Source organism: Nitrospirota bacterium, from assembly GCA_040757595.1.
Taxonomy (GTDB): Bacteria; Nitrospirota; Nitrospiria; order Nitrospirales; family Nitrospiraceae; genus JBFLWP01.
On the sequence record JBFLWP010000003.1, the window covers coordinates 14372 to 36283 of the forward strand.

At 66.6% G+C, this 21912-nt stretch carries 22 protein-coding genes; 12 read left to right on the forward strand and 10 right to left on the reverse strand.

Annotation, left to right across the window (positions count from 1 at the left end; all coding sequences use genetic code 11):
• Nucleotides 1–29: 29 nt before the first annotated feature.
• The 10 genes from AB1411_03615 to AB1411_03660 form a co-directional block, all read right to left on the reverse strand.
• Nucleotides 30–2654 carry a M1 family metallopeptidase gene (locus tag AB1411_03615; GenBank protein MEW6542679.1) on the reverse strand — a complete coding sequence of 875 codons (2625 nt, stop codon included), beginning with the start codon at nt 2652–2654 and terminating at the stop codon, nt 30–32.
• Nucleotides 2651–3367 carry a ribose-5-phosphate isomerase RpiA gene (rpiA, locus tag AB1411_03620; protein ID MEW6542680.1) on the reverse strand — a complete coding sequence of 239 codons (717 nt, stop codon included), beginning with the start codon at nt 3365–3367 and terminating at the stop codon, nt 2651–2653. Before rpiA ends, AB1411_03615 begins: the two co-directional genes overlap by 4 nt.
• Nucleotides 3364–4467 (reverse strand): glucokinase, encoded by a 1104-nt coding sequence (gene glk / locus AB1411_03625; GenBank protein MEW6542681.1) that lies wholly within the window; start codon nt 4465–4467, stop codon nt 3364–3366. Before glk ends, rpiA begins: the two co-directional genes overlap by 4 nt.
• 17 nt (nt 4468–4484) lie before the next feature.
• Nucleotides 4485–5264, reverse strand: coding sequence for a 6-phosphogluconolactonase (pgl, locus tag AB1411_03630; protein MEW6542682.1), 780 nt, complete (start codon nt 5262–5264; stop codon nt 4485–4487).
• 75 nt (nt 5265–5339) lie between these two features.
• The gene (locus AB1411_03635; protein MEW6542683.1) at nt 5340–6986 is read right to left on the reverse strand and encodes a glucose-6-phosphate isomerase; all 1647 of its coding nucleotides are present in this window, start codon (nt 6984–6986) and stop codon (nt 5340–5342) included.
• 121 nt (nt 6987–7107) lie between these two features.
• Nucleotides 7108–7788, reverse strand: a complete 681-nt coding sequence (locus tag AB1411_03640; protein MEW6542684.1) for a hypothetical protein — start codon at nt 7786–7788, stop codon at nt 7108–7110.
• Nucleotides 7789–7799: 11 nt separating this feature from the next.
• Nucleotides 7800–8456 carry a L,D-transpeptidase gene (locus tag AB1411_03645; GenBank protein MEW6542685.1) on the reverse strand — a complete coding sequence of 219 codons (657 nt, stop codon included), beginning with the start codon at nt 8454–8456 and terminating at the stop codon, nt 7800–7802.
• A 10-nt stretch (nt 8457–8466) separates the two neighbouring features.
• Nucleotides 8467–9654, reverse strand: coding sequence for a L,D-transpeptidase (locus AB1411_03650; GenBank protein MEW6542686.1), 1188 nt, complete (start codon nt 9652–9654; stop codon nt 8467–8469).
• A 3-nt stretch (nt 9655–9657) separates the two neighbouring features.
• The gene (locus AB1411_03655) at nt 9658–10263 is read right to left on the reverse strand and encodes a hypothetical protein (protein ID MEW6542687.1); all 606 of its coding nucleotides are present in this window, start codon (nt 10261–10263) and stop codon (nt 9658–9660) included.
• Nucleotides 10264–10441: 178 nt separating this feature from the next.
• A complete protein-coding gene (locus tag AB1411_03660; protein MEW6542688.1) occupies nt 10442–10666 on the reverse strand; it encodes a hypothetical protein in 225 nt (74 codons plus the stop codon).
• A gap of 365 nt (nt 10667–11031) precedes the next feature.
• Here AB1411_03660 and rpmH point away from each other — a divergent pair, with 365 nt between their 5' ends.
• The 12 genes from rpmH to mnmA all read left to right on the forward strand — a co-directional run bounded on the left by rpmH (nt 11032) and on the right by mnmA (nt 21862).
• Nucleotides 11032–11169 (forward strand): 50S ribosomal protein L34, encoded by a 138-nt coding sequence (gene rpmH / locus AB1411_03665; protein MEW6542689.1) that lies wholly within the window; start codon nt 11032–11034, stop codon nt 11167–11169.
• 13 nt (nt 11170–11182) lie between these two features.
• Nucleotides 11183–11587, forward strand: a complete 405-nt coding sequence (gene rnpA, locus AB1411_03670) for a ribonuclease P protein component (protein MEW6542690.1) — start codon at nt 11183–11185, stop codon at nt 11585–11587.
• Nucleotides 11563–11772: a membrane protein insertion efficiency factor YidD gene (gene yidD / locus AB1411_03675; protein ID MEW6542691.1), complete on the forward strand. Its 210-nt coding sequence runs from the start codon at nt 11563–11565 to the stop codon at nt 11770–11772. The genes rnpA and yidD overlap by 25 nt, the downstream gene beginning before the upstream one ends.
• Before the next feature lie 111 nt (nt 11773–11883).
• Nucleotides 11884–13671: a membrane protein insertase YidC gene (gene yidC / locus AB1411_03680; protein MEW6542692.1), complete on the forward strand. Its 1788-nt coding sequence runs from the start codon at nt 11884–11886 to the stop codon at nt 13669–13671.
• A gap of 12 nt (nt 13672–13683) precedes the next feature.
• A complete protein-coding gene (gene mnmE / locus AB1411_03685) occupies nt 13684–15090 on the forward strand; it encodes a tRNA uridine-5-carboxymethylaminomethyl(34) synthesis GTPase MnmE (protein MEW6542693.1) in 1407 nt (468 codons plus the stop codon).
• 101 nt (nt 15091–15191) lie between these two features.
• Nucleotides 15192–17081, forward strand: a complete 1890-nt coding sequence (gene mnmG, locus AB1411_03690; protein ID MEW6542694.1) for a tRNA uridine-5-carboxymethylaminomethyl(34) synthesis enzyme MnmG — start codon at nt 15192–15194, stop codon at nt 17079–17081.
• 82 nt (nt 17082–17163) lie between these two features.
• Nucleotides 17164–17829, forward strand: a complete 666-nt coding sequence (gene rsmG, locus AB1411_03695) for a 16S rRNA (guanine(527)-N(7))-methyltransferase RsmG (protein MEW6542695.1) — start codon at nt 17164–17166, stop codon at nt 17827–17829.
• Nucleotides 17830–17912: 83 nt separating this feature from the next.
• A complete protein-coding gene (locus AB1411_03700) occupies nt 17913–18689 on the forward strand; it encodes an AAA family ATPase (GenBank protein MEW6542696.1) in 777 nt (258 codons plus the stop codon).
• Nucleotides 18667–19512: a ParB/RepB/Spo0J family partition protein gene (locus AB1411_03705; protein ID MEW6542697.1), complete on the forward strand. Its 846-nt coding sequence runs from the start codon at nt 18667–18669 to the stop codon at nt 19510–19512. The genes AB1411_03700 and AB1411_03705 overlap by 23 nt, the downstream gene beginning before the upstream one ends.
• A gap of 218 nt (nt 19513–19730) precedes the next feature.
• The gene (locus AB1411_03710) at nt 19731–20171 is read left to right on the forward strand and encodes a polymer-forming cytoskeletal protein (protein ID MEW6542698.1); all 441 of its coding nucleotides are present in this window, start codon (nt 19731–19733) and stop codon (nt 20169–20171) included.
• 120 nt (nt 20172–20291) lie between these two features.
• A complete protein-coding gene (locus AB1411_03715) occupies nt 20292–20744 on the forward strand; it encodes a polymer-forming cytoskeletal protein (GenBank protein ID MEW6542699.1) in 453 nt (150 codons plus the stop codon).
• A 20-nt stretch (nt 20745–20764) separates the two neighbouring features.
• Nucleotides 20765–21862: a tRNA 2-thiouridine(34) synthase MnmA gene (gene mnmA / locus AB1411_03720; GenBank protein MEW6542700.1), complete on the forward strand. Its 1098-nt coding sequence runs from the start codon at nt 20765–20767 to the stop codon at nt 21860–21862.
• Nucleotides 21863–21912: the final 50 nt, after the last annotated feature.

Below are 21912 nucleotides of genomic sequence, written 5' to 3' on the forward strand. Positions count from 1 at the left end.
CTTCGTGTCGGTTGTCGGTGAGGGAAAGATCAGGTCGCGGGGTGCGGCTGCCCGGTGAACGGCTTGAGATACCGGACGAGGCCGTCGCCGGCCGTCCTCTTGAGCCTGACGAAGACGTGCAGTTGCTCGAGATACTGGTCGAGGATCTTCCCGCCCAGGTCAATCTTACGGTCGGCCAGGAACCGGTGCACGTCCCGTTCCAGCTCGGGCGTGGCCAGCCCGGCGAAGCCGTCGCACATCCGCCGGAGTCCCTGCTTGGGATAGAGCCGGTCCATCGTGTCCCAGTTGGCCTTGACGAATTCCCAGGCCAGCTCCCGCCCGGAGGGGCTCATGAGCAGCAGCCGGACCATGAACGGCGCGTCCTGCGTGCGGAAGTCTCCGTTGATCGTGCAGCCCAAGGTCCGCTTCAGCAAGTCGGGCGGCTGGAAAGAAGCGAGCGAGAAGAGATAGCGCCGCTCCTCCTGAGGCGTGGCCGCGGTCCGGAACCGCTCGAAAAATTCCTCGTATCGCGCCGAATCGCCCGTGTGGGCCAGGACGGCGATCAACGCCGGCAGCACGTTGGCGTCCACCGCGGCGGGATTTCTCTGCTGCTCGACATAGGCTTCGGCCGCGCGGGCCTGGACGGCCGGGTCGTTGCCGATCGTCCCGAGCGCCCGGATCAGGTCGCCGCGGAGCTGGCGGGCCAGCTCGTCCTCGGCCGGCCTCGGCGTCCAGCCGAGGGAAGCCGCCGCCCGGTGCAGACGGTCGCGGACGAGGGCCTCCAGCCCGGCCCGGTCTGCCGGCTCGACGAGCCGGTAGAGGGTGTGGAAGGAATCGATGAGGACCGTCCAGACGTTCTTGTCCTGCTCCGTGCGGAACCGTGCCGTGAGGTCGAGGTACTCGGTTACGGGCAGGAGGCCGGCGACCGTGACGGCCCAGGCGTCGTTGACCAGGTTGAATCGCTCGATGGGGGCCAGGTGCTCCGGTGTCCGTAAGAGCCGTTCCAACAAGGCCGGCTCGTAGCGCACTCGATAGAAGCCGTGACCCTGCTCGTTCACCAGCACCGATTCGAAGCCAGGCGGCAGATCGAAGCTGGTCCCCTTCTTGGTCAAAAGGAGCCGATGGCTGGCGGCGGCGCCTCGGACGGTCACGCGGAGCTGCAGGGGCACCTGCCAAGTCACATCGGCCGGCTCGCCCGCCGCGGGCGCGGGGCGCGAGGCACGAGGCGAGGGGGAAGGGAGATAGGTGAAGCGTTGTTGGGTCAAGCGCAACTGCGAGCCTTGCAGCCTCACCGTGATGAGCGGATAGCCGGGCCGGAAGATCCAGCCGTCCATCAGGGCCGGCACCGGCTGCCCGGCCGCCTCGCCCAGGGCGGTCCAGAGGTCGCCCGTGTCCGCGTTTCCGTAGGCGTGGCGGCGCAGGTATCCGCGGATGCCGGAACGGAACACCTCCGGCCCCAGGTGCTGCTCCAGCATGCGGAGCACGGAGGCGCCCTTCTCGTAGGTCAGCACGTCGAACATCGCGTCCGCATCCTTCGGGGCCCGCACCGGGTATTCGATGGGCCGGGAGCTGTGCAGCCCGTCCACCGCTAGGGCCGCGGCGCGCGACACCCCGAAGGCGGTCCAGCGCCGCCACTCCGGCTTCCAGGCGTCCACCGCCAGCATCTCCATGAACGAGGCGAAGGCCTCGTTGAGCCAGAGCCCGTTCCACCAGCTCATCGTCACGAGGTCGCCGAACCACATGTGCGCGTTCTCGTGGGCGACCACGTCGGCGATCCGTTCGAGCTCGGCGTGGGTGGCGGCCTGCTCGTCCACGAGCAAGGCGGACTCCCGGAAGGTGATGGCGCCCAGGTTCTCCATCGCGCCGGAGGCGAAGTCGGGAATGGCCAGCAGGTCCAGCTTGTCGCCCGGGTAGGGCAGGCCATAGTAGTCCTCGAAGAAGCGGAGCGAGAAGGCGCCGATCTCCCGGCCGAACCGGGCCAGCCGGCGCTTGCCGCGCACGCACCAGACGCGCAGTTGGGTCCGGCCGACGGCCACCGGGTCGCTGGCCTCCAGCTCGCCCACGACGAAGGCGACCAGATAGGTGGACATGCGGATCGTGTCCTTGAACCGCACGACTTTTTTGCTTCCCTCGATCCGCTCGTCGAGGATCTCGGTGTTGGACAGGGCGGTCAAGATCGGATCGATCGCGAGGGTCACGGAGAAGACAGCCTTGAAGGCCGGCTCGTCCCAGCAGGGGAAGGCCCGGCGGGCGTCGGTCGCCTCGAACTGGGTGGCGGCCAGCGTGCGGATCCGGCCGGCCTCGTCCTTGTAGGTGCTCCGGTAGAAGCCCCGTAGCTTGTCGTTCAGGAGGCCCTTGAACGAGAGGCGCAACAGCCAGGAACCGGGGGCCAGCGGCTCGGGGAAGGAGAGCCGGCACCGTTCCTCCGGTTCCTGGAGCTCCACCGCCGCCTGGAGCCTCCGCCTGGCCTCTCCGTCCCGTTCGATCGTCGCCTCGGTCACGGTCAGCTCGGCGGCGTTGAGGAGGATCTCGCTCGTGGGCTCGGCGACGGTCACCGAGATGGTCGCGAGGCCGGAAAAGGTGCAGGTCGCCAGGTCCGGCTCGAGCCGCAGCTCGTACCGGCTGGGGATCACGGTGGTGGGAAGCCGGTAGGGATCCACTGGCCCGTCCTTCACCGTCCGGCGCGCCGGGACGCCTGCCTGGTCTCCACTCCGCGGGAGGTGCCCACGATCAGGAGGGCCGTGCGGCCGACGAAGAGGCCGGTTTCCACCACGCCGGGAATCAGGTTGAGCCGGGCTTCCAGGGCGGCCGGCTCGGCGATCCGGTCGAGGTGCAGGTCCAGGATGTAGTGGCCGGCTTCGGTCCGGAACGGCTCGCCGTTCTTCTCGCGCCGCTGGGCCTTGGCGCCCGCTCCCGCCGCCTGCTCAACCTGCTGCGCCGTGCTCCGCCAGCCGAAGGTGGCCACTTCGATCGGGAGCGGGAAGGTGTTGCCCAGGACCGGGACCAGCTTCGATTCGTCCACGACGACGATGAGCCGCCGGGACGCGGCGGCCACGATCTTCTCGCGGAGCAGCGCGCCCCCGCCTCCCTTGATGAGGTTGAGCTGCGGGTCCACCTGGTCCGCCCCGTCGATGGCGACGTCGATCTGCCAGGCCCCGTCCAGCTCCAGGAGCGGGATGCCCGCCTGGGCGGCCAACTCGGCCGTTTCCCGCGAGGTCGGCACGCCCTTGATCGCGAGACCCTTCCGGACCCGCTCGCCGAGGGCCTTGATCATGTGGCGGGCGGTCGAGCCGGTGCCCAGCCCCACGATCTGCCCGTCGCGGACGTGTTGGACCGAGGCCTCAGCGGCCATTCGTTTCAGGTCGTCTGCTGAAGTGTTCATGCTCATGACGCTGATTCGGCTCTCATCCGGGCGGCGACCGAGGCCGCGCCCAGCAAGGCGGTTTTCTGGTTCGTGATGACGCGGACCGGGATCGCGCCCAGAAGCTGCTTGTAGCGGCCCTTGGCTGTGAAGGCCTTCATGAAGGTTCCGTCCTTCAGCTTGGGCAGGATCTTGGGCGCGATGCCGCCGCCCACGTAGACCCCGCTCAGCGCCAGGGCCTTCAACGCCAAGTTGCCGGCCTCGGCCCCGTAGATCGAAGCGAACAGGTCGAGCGCCTGGACGCAGATGTCCGCCTGCCGGTTGAGCCCGACCTCGGCGATGACGGCGGCCGGGTCCCCGACCTTCAGCTTCTCCGCTACCCAGGTGGGCTCGTTGCGCTTCGTGTCCCGGAGGAACTCATAGATGGCGTGTAGGCCCGCCCCGGACAGGACCCGCTCGTAGCTCACGTGGAGGTACTGGGTCCGCAGGCGCCGGAGCAGGTCAATCTCCAGGTCGCTGGTCGGGGCGAAGGAGACGTGGCCGCCCTCCGAGGGCATGGGCCGGTACTGGGTGCCGTCCCAGAACAGGATGGCCTCCCCCAGCCCCGTGCCTGCGGCGATCAGAGCCATCGGGCCTTTCGAAGGCGGCGGCGTGCCGGCATTCAGCGTGGCGGTTTCATCCGGGTTCAGAACCAGGAGCCCATAAGCCGTGGCCTCCAGGTCGTTCAGGAGCCGAACCGGGCCGATCTTCAGGTCCTTGGCCAGCTCGTGACCGTCCACCATCCACGGGAGGTTCGTCGTCCGGCAGCGGTTGTCAATCACCGGCCCCGCGATCCCGAAACAGGCCGCTTCGACCGTGGGCGGCTCCTCGGCCACTGGCTTGGCGGTCTCCGCGGTCGTCTCCTCCGAGTCTTGCTCCTTCGATGCTCCTTCGTCCTTTCCCCTCCCTTCCTCCTCCGGTTCCTCCTCGGGAGCCGGCGGGGTGAGAAACTCCGTCAGCACCTCTTCGAAGGACTTGTAGTCCCCGCTCGCGAAGGTCTGCTCCCGAACCGGCTCCACCCGCTCGGTGCGCCAGTCGAAGAGGGCCAGGATGGTTTTGGTGCCGCCGATATCGCCTGCGAGAATCATTTCTGCATATCCCTCAATTACTCCTCGTGCGAAACCATCCCTTGCTTGGCGATCGTGAGGCCGGCCGCGGCCACGCGATCCAGGAACCAGATCAGCCGTCCCTGCGCCGGCCGGATCATGGTGGCCGGCAGGCTCCGGTCCTCGCCCTTGGTTCCCTCCAGCACCGAACGGACGATCGCCTCCTTCCCGGCGCCGCTGACGAGGAAGACGACCGTCCGGGCCCGGTTGATGGCCGGCACGGTGAGGGTCAGTCTGGCTTTCACCCCTTTCGGCGACTGGCTGCTCACGACCAGCCGATCCTTCTCGTCCAGCGCCGGCGTGCCGGGAAAGAGGGAGGCGGTGTGCCCGTCCTCGCCCAATCCCAGCAGGACGAGGTCGAAGCAGGGCCAGGCCGGCGCCGGCGTTTCGAACTGTGTACGGATCATGGTTTCGTACTGGCGGGCCGCTCTCTCCGGATCTGGAGCCTCCCCGGGCATGCGGAAAATCTGCTGCTGGCCGATCCTCAACGGCTGGAACAGGGTCTCCTGGGCCATGCGGAAGTTGCTCTCCGGATGGTCCGGTGGCACGCACCGTTCGTCGCCGAAGAAGAACTCCGCCTTGCTCCAGTCCATCCGGCGCGACGAGTTCAAGCCGGCCAGGGTGCCGTACAGGGTCCGCGGCGTCGTCCCGCCGGAGAGCGCGACCCGGAAGCGCCCGTTTGCGGCGATGGCCTCCCCGCCGAGCCAGACGACCAGGTCGGCTGCCTCGCGGGCCAGCTCCGTCCCGTCGTCCATGATCCGGAGCTCGGGCGCAGTCATCTCCGGCGTCCTCTCCCGCAGACTCGTGGCTTGCCCGCCTGTAGACGTACCATAATCCGGCTTCCGTCTGCTCGGTCAGCCCCGCGTGCGGCGCGAAGCCTTCCAGGCTTGGCGCGCGGCGCGCGCCAGCGCCTTGATCTTCGCCAGCGGCTGCCGTCCCAGGTGCACGGAGACGACCGGGCGCTGGTGGGCTTGCAGCGACTGGAAGTCACCGACCGCCTGGGCCTGGGCCAGGGTGCCGAACGAATACGGGGCGCCGGGAATCGGCACGTCGGGAGCCATGGGCTCGAGGAGCTGGAGGAACAGCCCGCTGTTCGGCCCGCCCTTGTGCAATTGCCCGGTCGAGTGGAGGTAGCGCGGTCCGTAGCCGGCGGTGGTGGCGACGCAGTAGGTCGTGAGCAGGGTCTTGCGGAGCGTCCGGACCGCTGCGTCCGTCTTGGCGGAGAACCGGGCATAGTTCAGCACCGCGAGGTACTTGCCGGGCGCGGCCTTGGCCAGCAGGTCCGACAGGGAGTCGCTCGCCGGCGGCGTCGGCAGGCGTCCCTGGCTCTTGACCTCTTCGAGCACCCGCCCCGTGTTGTCCTTGCTCTCCTGCACGTTCGGCTGGTCGAACGGGTGGATGCCGAGCAGCCGCCCCGCCACCGCCGTGGCGAACTCCCAGCGGAAGAACTCCGCCGCCAGGTCGTACCGGTCGCGGAGCGTCAGACGCACCACCGGCTGCCCGGCTTTCTCCAGCGCCTTCACGTGCCGGTCCGTCGGCGTGTTGGCGTCGCCGTTGAGGCGGAGGTAGACGAAGAGCCGGTCGTCCCCGTAGGAAGCCGGCGGCGCGAGCGGCTCCTCCGCGACCGGGATCAGGCCGGTCCCCTCTTTGCCGGTGCTCTCGGCCAGCAACTGTTCCGCCCACAGGCCGAAGCTCCGGATCTTCGGGGAGGTCACCAGCGTCACCTTGTCGCGGCCGGCCCGGCCGAGCGTGCCCATGATCGCGCCCAGCATCGCGCCGGGATTCTGCCGGACCGGCACGTCCCGGCCGCAGGCCCGCCCCATCTCGACCCCTCGCCCCAGCAGCACGGTCAGATCAAGGCCCAGGAGGGCGGCCGGGACCAGCCCGAAATAGGAGAGGACGGAGTAGCGTCCGCCGATGTCCGCGGGGTTGAGGAACGTGTCCCGGAATCCACGCTCCTGGGCCAGGGTCGCCAGGCCCGTGCCGGGATCGGTGATCGCGATGAACTGGGCCCCGCCGCGGTTGCCGCGCGTACGGCCGACCAGCTCCCGGAAGTGGGCGAAGAGGGACATGACCTCGATCGTTCCGCCGGACTTGCTCGCGAGGATGAAGAGCGTCTTGGCCGGCTTGATGGCCCTGGTGACCTCCCGCACGAGGCCGGGGACGGTGGAATCCAGCACCCAGAGGCGCGGAAAGCCGCGGGCCGAGCCGAAGGTGCAGCGGAGCACCTCGGGCCCCAGGCTGCTCCCGCCCATGCCGAGCAGCACGACGTGGCCGATGCCCTCGGTCCGCACCGAGTCGGCGAAGCTCTTCAGCCTGGCGACCTGCTCCTGCATCTGCTCGGCCACGGTCAGCCAGCCGAGGCGGTTGGCGATCTCGGTCGGCGTCGGCTTCCAGAGCGTGTGATCCTTGGCCCAGAGGCGGGCCGTGACCCGCTCGGTTTCCATGTCGCGCAGCGCAGTTTCGACCCCCGTCTGCCAGGAGCCCACTTTGACGCTCATTCCGATGTCCGGCATCGTTCGCCTCGCCTCATGGGAGTATCGGCTGACCGGCTGAGAAGCTCGAGAGCTGGGAAGGTTGCGCCCGCATCTTAGGCCGGCGGGCCGCAAAAGGCAACGGCGCTCAGGGGAGAGGGACGGTCGTCCGCCCGATCAGCAGCGGCATGCCGTCGGTCACGGACCAAGCCAGCGAGCGGGCCGCTTCGGCCGAGAGGGTGAGGCGCAGGAGTGGCGCCGACCGGTCCTGCGCGGGGACGAAGCCGAGCCAGGAAGCGAGGCGGGTCCGCCATTCGCGCCAGCGGCTCCTGCCCCACAGCCAGGGCTGTTCGCGCGCGGGAGGGCCGACGAAGATGGCGAGGGGGGGATCGAAGCCCAGGTCATATTCGCCCGGCATGTCGTCCAGGGCGACGGGTTCCAGGGTCGGATCCTTGCCCGGCTCCAGCTTGGGGCGGTCCACCTGAGGCCTGGCCCTCAGCCGGAAGAGGCCGCGCACCGGCCCCTCTCCCGCCCGACGCGACAGCCTCCAGCCGTGGATGGGCAGCCGGTGCAGCTCGACCCCACGCCCTTTGATGAGCAGCACCCGCTCGGTGAGGTCGAGGATCAGATAGATCTGCGGGCGGGACGCGAGCTTGATCTCTCCTTCGAGCGTCTCGGTCGCCTCGCGGACGGCTTCGACCTCTCCAGCTTCCGCGGGGCGAGGCGTCCACAGGGCGAGGCTCGAAGCGGTCGCCAGAAGCAGCGGCAAGATGAGCCAGAGCGGAGCGGGAAGCGGAATCCGATGCGGGGCGGAGTGGGCGTCCAGCACGCGCTCTCCGGTCAGAAGATCATGAGCGGGGTGCCGATCCTGGCCAGTTGATAGACGGCCCGCAGGTCTTCGTCGTTCAGGCGAATGCAGCCGTGGGTCACGTTCTTGCCCAGCAGCCTGGTGTAGAGGGTACCGTGGATGAAGTAGCCCTTGCCGAATCCCAGGGCGTACTCGCCGAGGATGCCTGGCTCCAGCCGTTGCGCGGGATCCGTCGGCACGTCCAGGCCCTCCTCGAGGAAGGCCCAGTCGGGCTTCACCCAGACCGGGTTGGTCAGCTTCGATTGGACCTTGAACTCGCCGCGCGGCGTGTCGAACACCCAGCGGGTGCCGGGCCGGTCGGGATTGTCCAGGATGGTTCCGGAGCCGGTGGAGGCCAGGGCGGAGAGGAGCACCTGGTCCCGCCGTTTGACGAGCAGCAGGTTCCGCGCCGTGTCCACGACGATGTAAGGCCCGTCGGGCACCAGTTGCGCCAACTGTCTGGCGAGGGCCGTGTGGCGCGCCTTGAGGGCGTCGAGGGACGGCGTCGGCTTGGCCTGCGGCTGACTCGCCGGTTTGTCCGCGCTCGTGCCCAACGCGTCCGGCCGGTCTCCGGAGACGGCTGCGGCGGCCAGGAGCAGCGCGGCGGCCCCTGCGATGGCCGTCATCCTGATGTGGAACAGCAGGCTCACGTCGTTTCTCTCAGCTCTCGACCGACTGCGCCAGCTCGGCGAGGGCCGTGGAGACGGCGTTGGCGACTTCCGTGGCCCCCACGATCGTGACCGGCGTGCCCACCTCGACGGCCTCGAAGAGACGGTCGATCTGGCGGTTCTCCAGCATGACGCAGCCCAGGGTCTGGACGAGGCTCTCGTCGTCCCCGCCGTGGATTTCGATCTGCCCACCGATGAAGGACGAGGTCGGAATCGAGCCGGCCACCCGGGCCCGCGTGAAGCGCCGCCGGTCTTCCGCGTTGGGATAGTCCAGCAGCAGCGCCCGGTAGAACTTGGTCTGGCCGCGGTCCCGCTTCCGGATGATCCGGTACTGTCCCTCCGGCGTCGCGCCGTCGCCCTGGTAACGCTTCTCCAAGATGCCGTTATAGCCGAGCCCGATGGAATAGGACACCACCGGCCGGCCGTTCCGGTAGAGGGTCAGGCGGCGGTCGGCCTTGCTGATGACGATCGCGGGGGCGTGGTGCGCCCGCGACCAGTCCACCGTGTGACGGACCATGCGCCGCCAGCCCACCACTCGCCGCGCGTCGGCATAGCGGCCGAGCTCGGCGCTCAAGCGGGCGATCTGATCGTCCAGCAGATCGGAAGCCTGCTCCGCCGTTCGCAGGGAACGGGAGTAGAAGCCCTGCTCGAAGAACGACCGGGCCTGCCTGGCGAGGAGCTCCGTCTCGACGGGCCGCTGTCCCAGGACGACCCGGCCGCCCATCCCGTCGAGGCTGCTGGTGAACAGCTTGAGCCGGTCTTCCAGCGCGGTCAACCGCCCTTCCGCCTTGACCCGTTCGGCTTCTCTCCGTTGCGAGGCCGCGGAGGCGGCGCGCAGTCCCTCCTCATGCACCTTGTGCAGATCGGCCAGCAGCGGGTTCGTCTCCCAGGGCCAGTGAATGAGGTCTTCGTCCACCGACAGCCGCCCCTTGAACGAAGCCCAATGTTCGACGAACCGGGCGTATTCCTCCGGCGCGAATTCCGCTCCCTGGATCGCCGTCAGCTCGCGATCCAGCGTCTCCACCGCTTCGAGCAACTCGGGCGGCATCTTCTGCACGCAGGCGACCAGGCTCAACCCCAGGCCCAGACAGACGACGGCCAGCCGCAGGCCCCCCGAGGCCACACGACGGCTGGCCGAATCGGCATGGGATCGTCTGATCGAAAAAGCGGGACCCGGCATCGGCTACTTCTTCTTCCCCTTGGCCGCGGACACCTTGGCGAGCGCCTTCTCGACCTCGGCCGAGACCGCCTGGCTCTTTTCCTGGATGGCTTTGGCCTTGGCTTGGGCCGCCAGGTAATCCTCCGCGTCAATCGCCTTCTGCACCTCGGCCAGCGAGGCGGCCAGCCCCGCCGCATCCGCCTTGATCGCTTCCAGCGCGGCCCGATCCTTGCCGGCCGGCGCCTTGGCGACCAGTTCCTGGGTCTTCTTCACCGATTCCTGCGCCGCCTGCTGGGCCTGGGCGGCCGCCGCCTTGGCCTCCTCCTTCTTCTTCCCGGCCTCGGTCGTCACCCGCCCCGCGTCCGTCTGGACCGAGGCCAGCAACTCCTCTGCTTTACCATAATCGCGGACAAGAGCAAACTTGGCATCCTGATCCGCAATTTCCTTCTTGGCGCTGTTCAGCGCTCCCTCCAGTTTAGCAAAATCTTCCGCCAGGTAGGCGGGGGCGCCGGCGGTGCGGGCCTCGTTCACCGCTTTTTCGGCGGCCGCGAGCTTCTCGGTCGGGGCCTGCGCGCATCCGACCGCCAGGACGAACAGGGGCGCCAGCGCGCCTGCGAACCATCGCTTCATTGAGCAATCCTCCTTATCTGCTTGAACCTTTTCCCTTGCGTCGCCGTGCCGTCATCGCTTGGGGAATTCGCCAAGGGCCCCGAGACCGTGGGTGAGATGGTGACTCGGACGGGAAACTGGTGGTCCCTCCGGCCAAGCGGAACTTGGCCGGAGGGACCAACCCTTCCGCCAAGCCGTGTTACTTCTTGGGCATCTCTTCCTTCTTGGCCTCGCCCTTCTTCTTCCCCTTCATCTTACCGGCCTTCTTGCCCTCTTCCTTCTTGGGCTCTTCCTTCTTCTCAGCCGGAGCCGCGGGCGCAGCAGGCGCGGCAGGAGCCGCCGCCTTCTCGTCAGCCTGCACGAAGGTGGTCGCGCTGAAGCTTAGCCCGATGACCAGGGCCAACATGGACAGGAACAGCTTCATAGAATCGTCACCTCCTTTCTTCCATAGTCTCGCCTCGCGTGAGGCGGATACAGGGCTCTTAGAACAGGGATCCCCACCGAGCAGAAAGGATCGAGCAAAATTGACGCCAAAAGGCGGACGCGGCTCGGAGCCGATAAAATGTCTCGAAGTTCCCGCATCCTGTGCGAACCCCAAAACTCTCTGATGCTCCGTTTCCGTGGCGGAATGGTCAAGATTCGACAAAACCGCCTCAGGGCGGGAAAGCCAGGAGAGAAGAGAGGCAGACGCCGGCAATTCCAACGGGGGCATGGAATTGACAGGCTCTCGCAAGGCCCCCTATAATGCCCACCTTTGTCCATTCCGAACGGGCGGGAAGGAGCCAGGTCATGTCGTTCACGTTCAGGCAACCCTCGAATTTAAAAAGAAAAAGAGAGCACGGATTCCGGAAGCGGATGAGCACCAAAAACGGCCGCAAGGTCCTCGCCCGCCGGCGAGCCAAGGGTCGGGCTCGGCTCGCGGTTTGAATCCAGGCGTGGGATGCCCCGCCCGTCCGGAGACCGCCGATTCTTTCTCCGCGCCAGCAGGGAGATTGAGCGGGCCAAGCGGGAGGGTCGTCGGCTTCAGACACCGGTCTTCAACCTCGTCTCCTGTCCTAGGCTGCCTTCCGAATCAGGCCAGGCGTCCTCGCGGGTCGGCATCGTGGTCGGGAAACGTCTGGGCGCTGCGGTCACGAGGAACCGCGCCAAGCGAATTTTTCGCGAGCTCGCCCGGCAGATCAGGGGGCAGTTGGCGGGGGGCCACGATCTGCTGGTCTTTCCGAGACGGGAGGCGCTTGAGATCAGCCACGCGCAGCTTCGGAGCGCCTGGGTGTCCGCGCTCAGCCGGGCCGGCCTGTTGACCGCCGAATCATCCGAGCCATGCGGCAACTCTGCCTCAGAATGATCGGCCTGTACCGACGGTGGGTCTCGCCCCTGCTGCCCCCCGCCTGCCGATTCGAGCCCACCTGCTCGCAGTATGCGTGGGAAGCGGTCAGACGGTATGGGGTGCTGCGCGGACTCGGCCTGGCGTCGTGGCGGCTGCTGAAGTGCCATCCGTTCCATCCAGGCGGGTACGATCCGGTGAAATGAGCGGCCTCCGTCGGCAGCCCGCTTGGCCGAGGTCCTGAATCGGGAGCCGCACGGGCCCAGATTTTCTACGAGAGGCCGGTCGCTGATCGGCTACGTCATACACGTCATACAATGGAAAAGCGCGTCGTCATCTTTCTTGTCCTCTCGCTGGCCATTATCCTGAGCTACGACTACCTCCTCAAGGAGTTCGGGCTCGCTCCCAAGCCGTCCCCGCAGCCCAAGCCGGCGTCGCAAGCGGCTCCACCTCCTGCGGCTTCTCAAAGCCGGACCGGGTCTCCGGAATCCTCCGGCGAGCCGGTCCAAAGCCCGCCGCCGTCCGGCCGGCAAGCTGCGGCGAACGGGGCGCCGGCCGTTCCTGCGACCGGTGAGCAGACGGTGGAAGTCGTCACCCCGCTCTATCGCGCGGAGTTCACCAACCGCGGAGCCGAGATCAAGGGATGGGAATTGGCTCGTTACCGGACTGCAGACCGGGAGCAGCCCAAGCCGGTTCAACTGCTGACCCAGCACGACCCGGCCACGGGGCCGCTGGCGATCCACACGGTAGACCCGAAAATCACCAAGCGGCTGCGCGAGGGGCTCTACGGCGCTGAGCGGGACTTCTCGACGCTGGACGCCGAGCATCCGACCGGTCACGTGACGTTCACCTACCGGGAGCCGGAATCCGGCGCGAGGGTGACCAAGCGCCTGACCTTTCACCACGACAGCTACCTGGTGGACGTCTCGGTGCAGGCGGAGGGGCTCCCCGGCCCGCTGGACGTCGGGCTGGGCGCGAATTTCGGCATCGTCGAATGGGGCGAGGGGTTCATCGGGCTGATCGGGCCGGCTTCGCTGGTGGACGATCAGGTCGAGAAGTCGCTCCCCGAGGCCGAGCTGGAGCGGAAGGGGGCGGTCCGGTGGGTGGCCCTCCAGGACAAGTATTTCCTGAGCGTGTTGATTCCGACCGAGGCCAGCGCGGCGGTCGTCCGGAAGGAAGGGGACAAGCTCGCGACCGCGCGGGTCCGGTTCTCCCCGGCTGCAGGCACGGCCGCCGGGACGGCCAACCTCTCGCTGAAGCTCTACGCCGGGCCCAAGGAGTACGACGGGCTCCGGGCCCTGAACGTCGGGCTCGAAGAGACGATCGACTTCGGCTGGTTCATCTACGGGAGCTGGGACATCGTGCGGGCCGTCGCCAAGCCGCTGTTCTACGTTCTGCGCTTCCTCTACGACTTCACGCACAACTACGGGGTCTCGATCGTCCTCCTCACCGTCGGGATCAAGCTGCTCTTCGTGCCGCTCCAGTACAAGAGTTACAAGTCCATGAAGGAGATGCAGTTCATCCAGCCGAAGGTGGTCGCGCTGCAGAACAAGTACAAGGACGACCGGGAGCGGCTGAACCGGGAGCTGATCAAGCTCTACCGCGACCACAAGGTGAATCCGGTGGGGGGCTGCCTCCCGATGCTGCTCCAGATGCCGGTCTTCGTGGCGCTGTTCAACATCCTCTACATGACGATCGATCTGCGGCAGGCCCCGTTCCTCCTCTGGATCACCGACCTGTCGGTGCAGGATCCCTACTACGTGCTGCCGATTCTGATGGGCGTCTCGATGGTCGTGCAGCAGAAGATCATGCCGAGCACGATGGACCCGGCGCAGGCGAAGATCATGCTGCTGCTGCCGGTGTTCATGACCTTCCTCTTCCTCACGTTCCCGGCCGGCCTCGTGCTCTACTGGCTGACGAACAACGTGCTGACCATTACCCAGCAATTCGTGACGGACCGCTACGTCTACAAACAGCCGACCTTCGCGTCGGCCCCGGAATCGGGCGGAGCGGAGGCCCAGCCCGACGGCCAGAAGCAGGGGGGCAAGCGCAGGAAAGACCGGGGCGCGGAGAAGGTCGAAGCGGACAGCCGGGTCGAAACGTGAAGGGGGCGGACCGTGGAGGGACCCTCCCGACAGGCCGACGATACGATCTGCGCCATCGCGACGCCGCAGGGGGAAGGCGGCATCGGCGTCCTCCGCATCAGTGGTGAGAAGGCCGTCGAGATCGCGGCCGGCCTCGTCCGTCTCCGCTCAGGCAAGAAGCTCGCGTCCATCCGCAGCCACACCCTCTCTCACGCCGACATCCTCGATCTGAGCCAGACAGGGGGCCGCAGCCCCGGCGTCGTGGACGAGGCGCTGGTCGCGGTCATGCGCGCGCCCCGCTCCTACACGGGCGAGGACGTCGTCGAGATCCACTGTCACGGCGGGGCGCTGGTGCTCCAGACCGTTTGCGACGCCCTGCTCCGGCTGGGCGCCAGGCTGGCCGAGCCGGGCGAGTTCACCAAGCGGGCCTTCTTGAACGGGCGGCTGGACCTGACCCAGGCGGAGGCCGTCCTCGACACGATCCGATCCAGGACCGCCGGCAGCCTCCGGCTGGCGCAGGCCCAGTTGCGGGGCAGCCTGTCGGACGAGATCAACCGGCTGCGCGAGGCCCTCGTCCCTCTCCTCGCGCAGGTGGAGGCGGCGATCGACTTTACCGAGGAAGACATTGCCTTCATCCAGCCGCAGGAACTGGCCGACGGTCTCCGGCAGGCCGGCGAAGCCGTCACCCGCCTGATCGAGAGCAGCAAGGAGGGGTTGGTGCTGCGGGAGGGCGTGGCGGCGGCCATCGTTGGCCAGCCCAACGTCGGCAAGTCCTCCCTGCTGAACGCGCTGCTGCAGACGGATCGCGCCATCGTGACGCCGATCCCTGGAACCACGCGCGACGTGCTGGAAGAAACGGTGAACATCCGGGGCGTGCCGGTCCGGCTGCTGGACACGGCGGGCGTGCGGTCCACGGACGATCCGGTGGAGCAGGAGGGAGTGAAGCGGAGCCAGGCGGCGATGGAGCAGGCCGACCTGCTGGTGATCGTGCTGGACGGGTCCTCTCCGCTCACCGAGGCGGACCGGCAACTGCTGGTCCGATCGCGAGAGAAGAAGCGGCTCGTGGCCGTCAACAAGAGCGACCTGCCTGCGCGGGTGAGCGAGGCCGAGATCGAGGCGGCCACTTCCCCCGTGTGGATCTCGGCTAGGACCGGGGCCGGCCTGGACGACCTGCGGGATGCGATCCGGGCGCTGGTGCTGCGTGCGGACTTCGAGCCGGGCGAGTCCCCCGTCGTCACGAAGGTCCGGCATAGGGCTTCGCTGATCAAGGCCGGAGACGCGCTGGCCAACGCCCTGCGCTCGACGGAAGCGCGGCTCTCGGGCGAGTTCGTGGCCGTGGACCTGCGGGCCGCGGTCGAGGCCCTGGGCGAGATCACCGGAGCGGTCACGACCGAGGAGATCCTGGACCGGATCTTCAGGGAGTTCTGCATCGGGAAATAAACAGGCGAGAGGCGCGGGGCAAGCGGCTAGAGGGAATGGCGAAGATGCGAAGGCTCCTTTGCCCCTAGCCCCGCGCCCCTGGCCTCTTGCCAGAGACTCCTATGGCTCTTGAATTCGACGTCATAGTAGTCGGCGGCGGGCACGCCGGCTGCGAAGCGGCGCTGGCCGCGGCGCGGATGGGGGCCCGCACCCTGCTGCTCACGATGGACGAGGGGACGATCGCCCAGATGTCCTGCAATCCCGCGGTCGGCGGCATCGCCAAGGGGCACCTGGTCAAGGAGATCGACGCGCTGGGCGGCGAAATGGGCCGCAACACCGACCGGGCCGGCATCCAGTTCCGCCTGCTCAACACGAGCAAGGGGCCGGCCGTGCGGGCGCTGCGCGTCCAGTGCGACAAGGCCCTTTACCGGCGGGCCATGCAGCAGACCCTGCGGGAGCAGGCCGGCTTGGAGGTCGCCCGCGGCACGGCGGACCGGATCCTCACGCGGGGCGGGGCCGTGACCGGCCTCGTGACCGATTCGGGCGGGTTCCTCACTGCACGGGCGGTGATCCTGACATCGGGTACATTCCTTAAGGGTTTAATCCACGTCGGGCTGAGCCATTTTCCGGCCGGCCGGGGCGGTGAGCGCGCGGCCGAGCACCTTTCGGACTGCATGAAGGACCTGGGGTTCGAGGTCGGCCGGTTCAAGACGGGCACGCCGCCCCGCCTGGATCGCGACACGATCGACTTCGGCGTCATGACCGTGCAGCCGGGCGACGAGCCCCCGCCGCCCTTCTCGGCGCGGACGGAACGGATCACGACGCCGCAGGTTCCCTGCCACCTGACCCACACCAACGAAGAGACGCACGCGGTCATCCGCGGCAACCTGGACCGGTCGCCGATGTACAGCGGCGTGATCGAGGGCATCGGGCCCCGCTACTGTCCTTCGATCGAGGACAAGGTGGTCCGCTTCGCCGACAAGCCGCGGCATCAAGTGTTCATCGAGCCGGAGGGGCTCGAGACGAACTCCTACTATCCGAACGGCATCTCGACGAGCCTCCCCGTGGACGTGCAGGCCGCGATGCTCAAGACGATCCCCGGGCTGGAGCGGGCCAGGATGCTCAAGCCGGGCTATGCGATCGAATACGATTACTTCCCGCCGCGGCAGTTGCACCCGACGCTGGAGAGCAAGCTCGTGGAGGGTCTCTACCATGCGGGGCAGATCAACGGGACCTCCGGCTACGAGGAGGCCGCGGCTCAGGGCATCATGGCGGGGATCAACGCGGTGCTGAAGCTCAGAGGCGAGCCCCCGCTCGTCCTGGACCGGTCCCAGGCTTACATCGGGGTGCTGGTTGACGACCTCATCACCAAGGACGCGCACGAGCCTTACCGGATGTTTACCTCGCGCGCCGAATACCGGCTCCTGCTCCGGCAGGATAACGCGGACCTGCGGCTGACGGAGCTCGGCTATCGGCTCGGTCTGGTCTCTGAATCCCTGTATGCGAAATTTTGCTCCAAGCGGGAGCGAATCGAGCGGGAGGTCGCCCGGTTGAAGGAGACCAGGCTCCAATGGACGCCCGCGCTGAGGGAGAAGCTCGGCGCATGCCAGATCGAGCCGGGCTCGTCCGGCCTGACGCTGGCGCAACTGCTTCGCAGGCAGGACCTCACCTATGACGGGCTGCTGGAGCTGACCGGCGAGGTCGGGCCGGAGGATGGGGAAACCAGGGAAGCCGTCGAGGTTGCGGTGAAGTACGAAGGCTACATCAAGCGTCAGTTACAGCAGGTCGCTTCATTCAAGAAGCTGGAAGAGCGCCGGATCCCGCGGCACTTCAACTATGACGGCGTCGTCGGGTTCTCCCGGGAGGTTCTGGAAAAGTTCAAGAAGGTCCAGCCGGCCTCCATCGGACAGGCCTCGCGGATCTCCGGGGTGACGCCGGCCGCCATCGCCCTCCTGCTCGTTGCCCTCGAACGGGACCGACGGCGAGAGTCTTCACCCCCTTTCAAGACATGATTAAAAACATTTTTATTATCAAATGGTTATAATATAAATCCGGTGAAAAATACCCCTTGACGCCGGAGCCGGATTGTCGTACATGTTCCACGTGGAACAGGACAGGGTTCTGTCCGAAGTCTTGCGACAAGGGGCTCGAGATTTTGGCCTCTCGCTCACCGGCGAAGCACTCGCTTCGTTTCTCCTCTACCTTCATGACCTTTTGGTTTGGAACGACAAGTTGAACTTGACGGCGATCCGCAAGGAGCGAGAGATCGTCGTGAAGCATTTCCTGGATTCCCTGGCCTGCCTTCAGGTCCTCCCGAAAACTGCGGAGCACGTGCTGGACATCGGAACCGGCGCCGGCTTCCCCGGCATTCCAGTGAAGATCCTCTGCCCGGAGGTCGAGCTGACCCTGTTGGAGCCGAGTCTCAAGAAGACGGCTTTCCTCCATCACGTGATCGGCACGCTGGGATTGAAGAAGGCGACGGTCGTCTCCAGGCGAGTCGAGGTGGTGGCTGCCGATCCGGAGCATCGAGCCCGGTATGGAACCGTGCTCAGCAGAGCACTTGAGATCATGGACGTGCTCCCCTTCCTCCGCCCGCTTCTTCGTCCTGACGGCCGGGCTATCCTCTGGCGGGCCAGGCCTTTGGATAAGAACATGGCGCTACCCGGTCTCAAGCTGGTCCAGGAGTTGACCTATACGCTGCCGGAAGGGCATGGTATGAGACTCCTTGCGGTGCTGGAGCCAATCACGAACCAGGCCTGAGCTGCTGGCAATGTTCCACGTGGAACATTGCCTAAGCCACGCAAGATAAGCCGGCGAGATAAGTCGGATAGACGAGGGAACCATTGGGCAGGATCATCGCGATTGCGAATCAAAAAGGAGGAGTTGGAAAAACAACGACTTCCATCAATCTTGCCGCCTCGCTGGCAGTCAGCCAGCGATCCGTTTTGCTGGTGGACCTTGATCCCCAAGGAAATGCCACAAGTGGCCTGGGCGTAGAGCTCGAGGCCGATGATCCGACGATCTACGATTGCCTCATGGGTGGAAGGCCGGCGACGGAGGTCGTTCGGCAGACGGCTGTGGCCGGGCTTAGCCTGCTTCCCGCCAATGCCCACCTGGCCGGAGCCGAGGTAGAACTGGTCGCCGTGCCGGATCGGGAAACGGTGCTGAAGGCGGCGCTCCAGGGGATTGACTCCACCTACGAGTTCATCATCATGGATTGCCCGCCGGCCCTGGGGCTCTTGACGATCAATGGCTTGACTGCCGCCACCTCGGTCCTTGTGCCCGTTCAGTGCGAATACTATGCGATGGAGGGGCTAGGCCGCTTGATGAGCAACGTCCGGCGAGTCCAGGACTCCCTCAACCCGGCCCTGGAGGTGGAAGGTATTCTCCTCACGATGTTCGACTCCCGCAACACCCTGGCCAAGCAGGTGGTCGAAGAGATCCGCTCCCATTTCAAAGACAAGGTGTTCACCACCGTCGTTCCACGCAACGTCACGCTGGCCGAGGCGCCTAGCTACGGTCGCCCGGTCCTGCTCTACAACGCCGCGTCCACTGGCTGCCAGGCTTACCTGGAGCTGGCCAAGGAGTTTCTCAACCATGGAAAAACGAGCGCTCGGTAAAGGACTCGAAGCCCTCCTCCCCACCGTGGTCAGGCCGGCTGCGCCGGATCGGGACGTGCAGCAGGTTTCCGTCGAGCAGATCCATCCGAACCGCTATCAGCCGCGGACCGACTTTTCCGAGACGGAACTGGCGCAATTGGCCGACTCGATCAAGCAAAACGGGCTGCTTCAACCGGTCTTGGTGCGGCGGAAGGGAGACGGGCAGTTCGAGCTCATCGCCGGTGAGCGTCGCTGGCGAGCGGCTAAGCTGGCTGGATTACAGCAGATTTCGGCGATCGTGCGGAATACGAGCGATGAGCAGGCCTTGGTGCTCGCGCTGCTGGAAAACCTCCAGCGCGAGGATTTGAACCCGATGGAAGCGGCCCGGGCCTACCATCGCATGGTCGCGGAATTCGGTTTTACCCAGGATGCTCTGGCCCAACGGATCGGTAAGGACCGCTCTTCCGTAGCCAATATCGTCAGGCTTGTTAATTTGCCAAATGAAATCCAGCAGTTAGTAGAGAGTGGCCATCTGTCGTCCGGTCATGCGAAGGTGCTGCTGGGACTTCCCAAAGGAGAGGCTCAGATCAACCTGGCGCGACAGATCGTCAAGGATCAGCTCTCCGTGCGCCAAGCCGAGCATCTAGCCGAAAGCCGCGTGAAAGGGCGGAAAGCTCGGCGGTCGGCTCCCCGGCAGAAGGCCTACCCTGATTTGGAAGAGCGGCTCCAGCGGCGGCTGGGGACGAAGGTTAGCATCGTCAAGGGTCGGAGCGGCGGGAAGATCGTCCTGGATTATTTTTCCACGGCTGAGCTCGACCGTCTCGTGGAGTTGCTCTTGGGCTGAGCCGCCCGCGCCGGTCGGGCGAGAAAAACGGAATTCCTTGCCTTCCTTCCTACCTTCCAGTATCCTCTGACTTCTTCTTACACTTAGCTGGTTGATCGCGGCGAACCGCACCGTCTTCATGCTTGGGAGGAGGGACCCTTATGTGGAAATGGGACAAGGAAAAGGAAGCGAAACCATCGAGCGCGCCAACCGGTATTTCTCAAGAGGAGGGGGGAGAGATGGCGAATCAGGAAGCAGCAGCCGCCGGGGCCGAAGGGGGAGAGAACGTCATCGCGTTCGTCGGAAAGGGGGTTGAATTCAAGGGCGTCATCACCTACGACGGCACGGTCCGGATCGACGGGCAGCTCGACGGGGAGATCCACACGGAAGGCATCTTGGTTGTGGGCGAGGAAGCGGTGATCACGGCCAAGGTCAGTGCCGGCACGATCATCAGCCGGGGGAAGATCACCGGCGACATCGTGGCCAAGGAAAAAATCAAGCTCATGTCCCCGGCGGTCCTGAACGGGTCCGTGAAGACGCCCATGCTCTCGATGGAAGAGGGGGTCCTCTTCAACGGCAACATCGAAATGGCGCGGGCGGAAGTGCACGAGCTGCCGCGCGAGGCGGTCATGCGCGCGGTCAACGCTCCGCTGTCCAGCATCAAGCGGGTCACGGGATAACGTGCTTGACGGGGCGATCGGTCCCGGCCCGGTTCGGGACTCCGCCCGGTGCGGCAGGCGGTTCGCTGCGGTTCACCGGAACGCTCTGGCCCCGCAGCGGCCAACCCGAGGAGACACCTTATGTGGGGACTCAACGGTCAAAAGAAATCCTCCCTCGTGGAAGACGAAAACTTCACCTTCCTGGGCAAGGGGGTGGACTTCAAAGGGGTCGTCAATTTCGACGGGACGGTCCGGATCGACGGCCGCCTGGAAGGCGAGGTGCACACGAAGGGTACGCTCATCATCGGCGAGCATGCGGTCATCAAGGGGGTCGTCACCGCCGGCACCCTGATCTGCGGCGGGAAGATACAGGCCAACATCACGGCGATTGAGAAGGTCCAGCTCCTCAAGACGGCGATCCTGATCGGCGACGTCCGCTCGCCTTCGTTCTCGATGGAGGAAGGCGCCCATTTCCAGGGCATGTGCGACATGGGCGTGGACAAGTGGGCGGATCAGGAGCGGGCGGCCGAGCGCGAAAACGTGCACGACCTGGTCGCCCACCGGGGCAAGGTTCGTCTACAGGAAACTTCCTAGGTAACACGCCTCTTCATCTCATGAGCAAGCCCACCGTCATGCTCGGGATGAGCGGCGGGGTGGACAGTTCCGTCGCCGCCGCGATCCTCGTCGAGCGGGGCTACGACGTCCGCGGCGTCACGCTGCAGGTCTGGGAGCCCGAGGACGAGTCCGCCGCCGTCTCCAAGCGCTGGCAGGAGCGCGGCTGCTGCAAGATCGGCATCGCCCGGCACGTGGCCGCTCGGCTGGGGATCCCGTACGAAGTCGTGGACACGCGGAGCGCGTTCCGGACCGGCGTGATCGACGACTTCCTGGCCGGCTACCTGGCCGGCAGCACGCCGAACCCCTGCGTGCGGTGCAATGAGCGCGTCAAGCTCCGGATGCTGCTGCAGCTCGCCGCGGAGCGTCACGTGGAATATGTTGCGACCGGCCACTACGCCCGAATCCTCCGGAGCGGAGGATTTCGCAGTCTCCGTCGCGCCTGCGACTCGCGCAAGGACCAGACCTATTTCCTCTATCGGCTCAGCCCGGCCTGGCTGCCGAGGCTGCTGTTTCCGGTGGGGGACATGCAGAAGTCGGAGGTCTGGACCAGGGCGGAGGCCCTGGGCCTGCCGGCCGACGAGCTGAAGGAGAGCCAAGAGATCTGCTTCGTCTCCCAGGGCAACTACCGAGCTTTCATCGAGGCTGAGGCGCCCGAAGCCAGGCGGCCGGGAAATTTTGTCGATCAAGAGGGCCGGGCCCTCGGGGAACACGAGGGGATCGCCTTCTACACGCCGGGCCAGCGGCGCGGGCTGGGCGTCGCCGCAGGCCGGCGCCTGTACGTTCAGCGGGTGGAGGCGGCGACCAACACGGTGGTCCTGGGTCCCGAGCAGAGCCTCCTCCAGTCCGCGTGCACGGTTGCGGACCTCAACCTGTTCGACGACGCCCTCCGCACGGGGCCGGTTCGGGCCGGGGTCAAGGTCCGCTACGCCACGCCGGCCGCGCCCGCGACGATCCAGCCAGGCGGAGACGGGACCGTCACCGTCCAGTTCGACGCTCCGCAGCGGGCCCTCAGCCCCGGCCAGTCGGCCGTGTTTTACGACGGCGACCGGGTTCTGGGCGGCGGCATCATCCTGTACCTTTCTTCGCCTCCGCGATAACCTCCTTCCCCATATTCTCCGGCTTGACACGCGCCGCAGCCGGATGCTAG

Bases quoted from the DNA above. Each gene is read 5' to 3' on its own strand.
- yidD (MEW6542691.1), top strand. From the start codon at position 11,563: ATGCGGCAACTCTGCCTCAGAATGATCGGCCTGTACCGACGGTGGGTC.
- AB1411_03705 (MEW6542697.1), top strand. From the start codon at position 18,667: ATGGAAAAACGAGCGCTCGGTAAAGGACTCGAAGCCCTCCTCCCCACC.
- rsmG (MEW6542695.1), top strand. From the start codon at position 17,164: ATGTTCCACGTGGAACAGGACAGGGTTCTGTCCGAAGTCTTGCGACAA.
- AB1411_03650 (MEW6542686.1), bottom strand. From the start codon at position 9,654: ATGCCGGGTCCCGCTTTTTCGATCAGACGATCCCATGCCGATTCGGCC.
- mnmG (MEW6542694.1), top strand. From the start codon at position 15,192: ATGGCTCTTGAATTCGACGTCATAGTAGTCGGCGGCGGGCACGCCGGC.
- rnpA (MEW6542690.1), top strand. From the start codon at position 11,183: ATGCCCCGCCCGTCCGGAGACCGCCGATTCTTTCTCCGCGCCAGCAGG.
- rpiA (MEW6542680.1), bottom strand. From the start codon at position 3,367: ATGAGCATGAACACTTCAGCAGACGACCTGAAACGAATGGCCGCTGAG.
- mnmA (MEW6542700.1), top strand. From the start codon at position 20,765: ATGAGCAAGCCCACCGTCATGCTCGGGATGAGCGGCGGGGTGGACAGT.
- AB1411_03660 (MEW6542688.1), bottom strand. From the start codon at position 10,666: ATGAAGCTGTTCCTGTCCATGTTGGCCCTGGTCATCGGGCTAAGCTTC.
- rpmH (MEW6542689.1), top strand. From the start codon at position 11,032: ATGTCGTTCACGTTCAGGCAACCCTCGAATTTAAAAAGAAAAAGAGAG.
- AB1411_03710 (MEW6542698.1), top strand. From the start codon at position 19,731: ATGGCGAATCAGGAAGCAGCAGCCGCCGGGGCCGAAGGGGGAGAGAAC.
- AB1411_03635 (MEW6542683.1), bottom strand. From the start codon at position 6,986: ATGAGCGTCAAAGTGGGCTCCTGGCAGACGGGGGTCGAAACTGCGCTG.
- AB1411_03655 (MEW6542687.1), bottom strand. From the start codon at position 10,263: ATGAAGCGATGGTTCGCAGGCGCGCTGGCGCCCCTGTTCGTCCTGGCG.
- yidC (MEW6542692.1), top strand. From the start codon at position 11,884: ATGGAAAAGCGCGTCGTCATCTTTCTTGTCCTCTCGCTGGCCATTATC.
- AB1411_03715 (MEW6542699.1), top strand. From the start codon at position 20,292: ATGTGGGGACTCAACGGTCAAAAGAAATCCTCCCTCGTGGAAGACGAA.
- glk (MEW6542681.1), bottom strand. From the start codon at position 4,467: ATGATTCTCGCAGGCGATATCGGCGGCACCAAAACCATCCTGGCCCTC.
- pgl (MEW6542682.1), bottom strand. From the start codon at position 5,264: ATGACTGCGCCCGAGCTCCGGATCATGGACGACGGGACGGAGCTGGCC.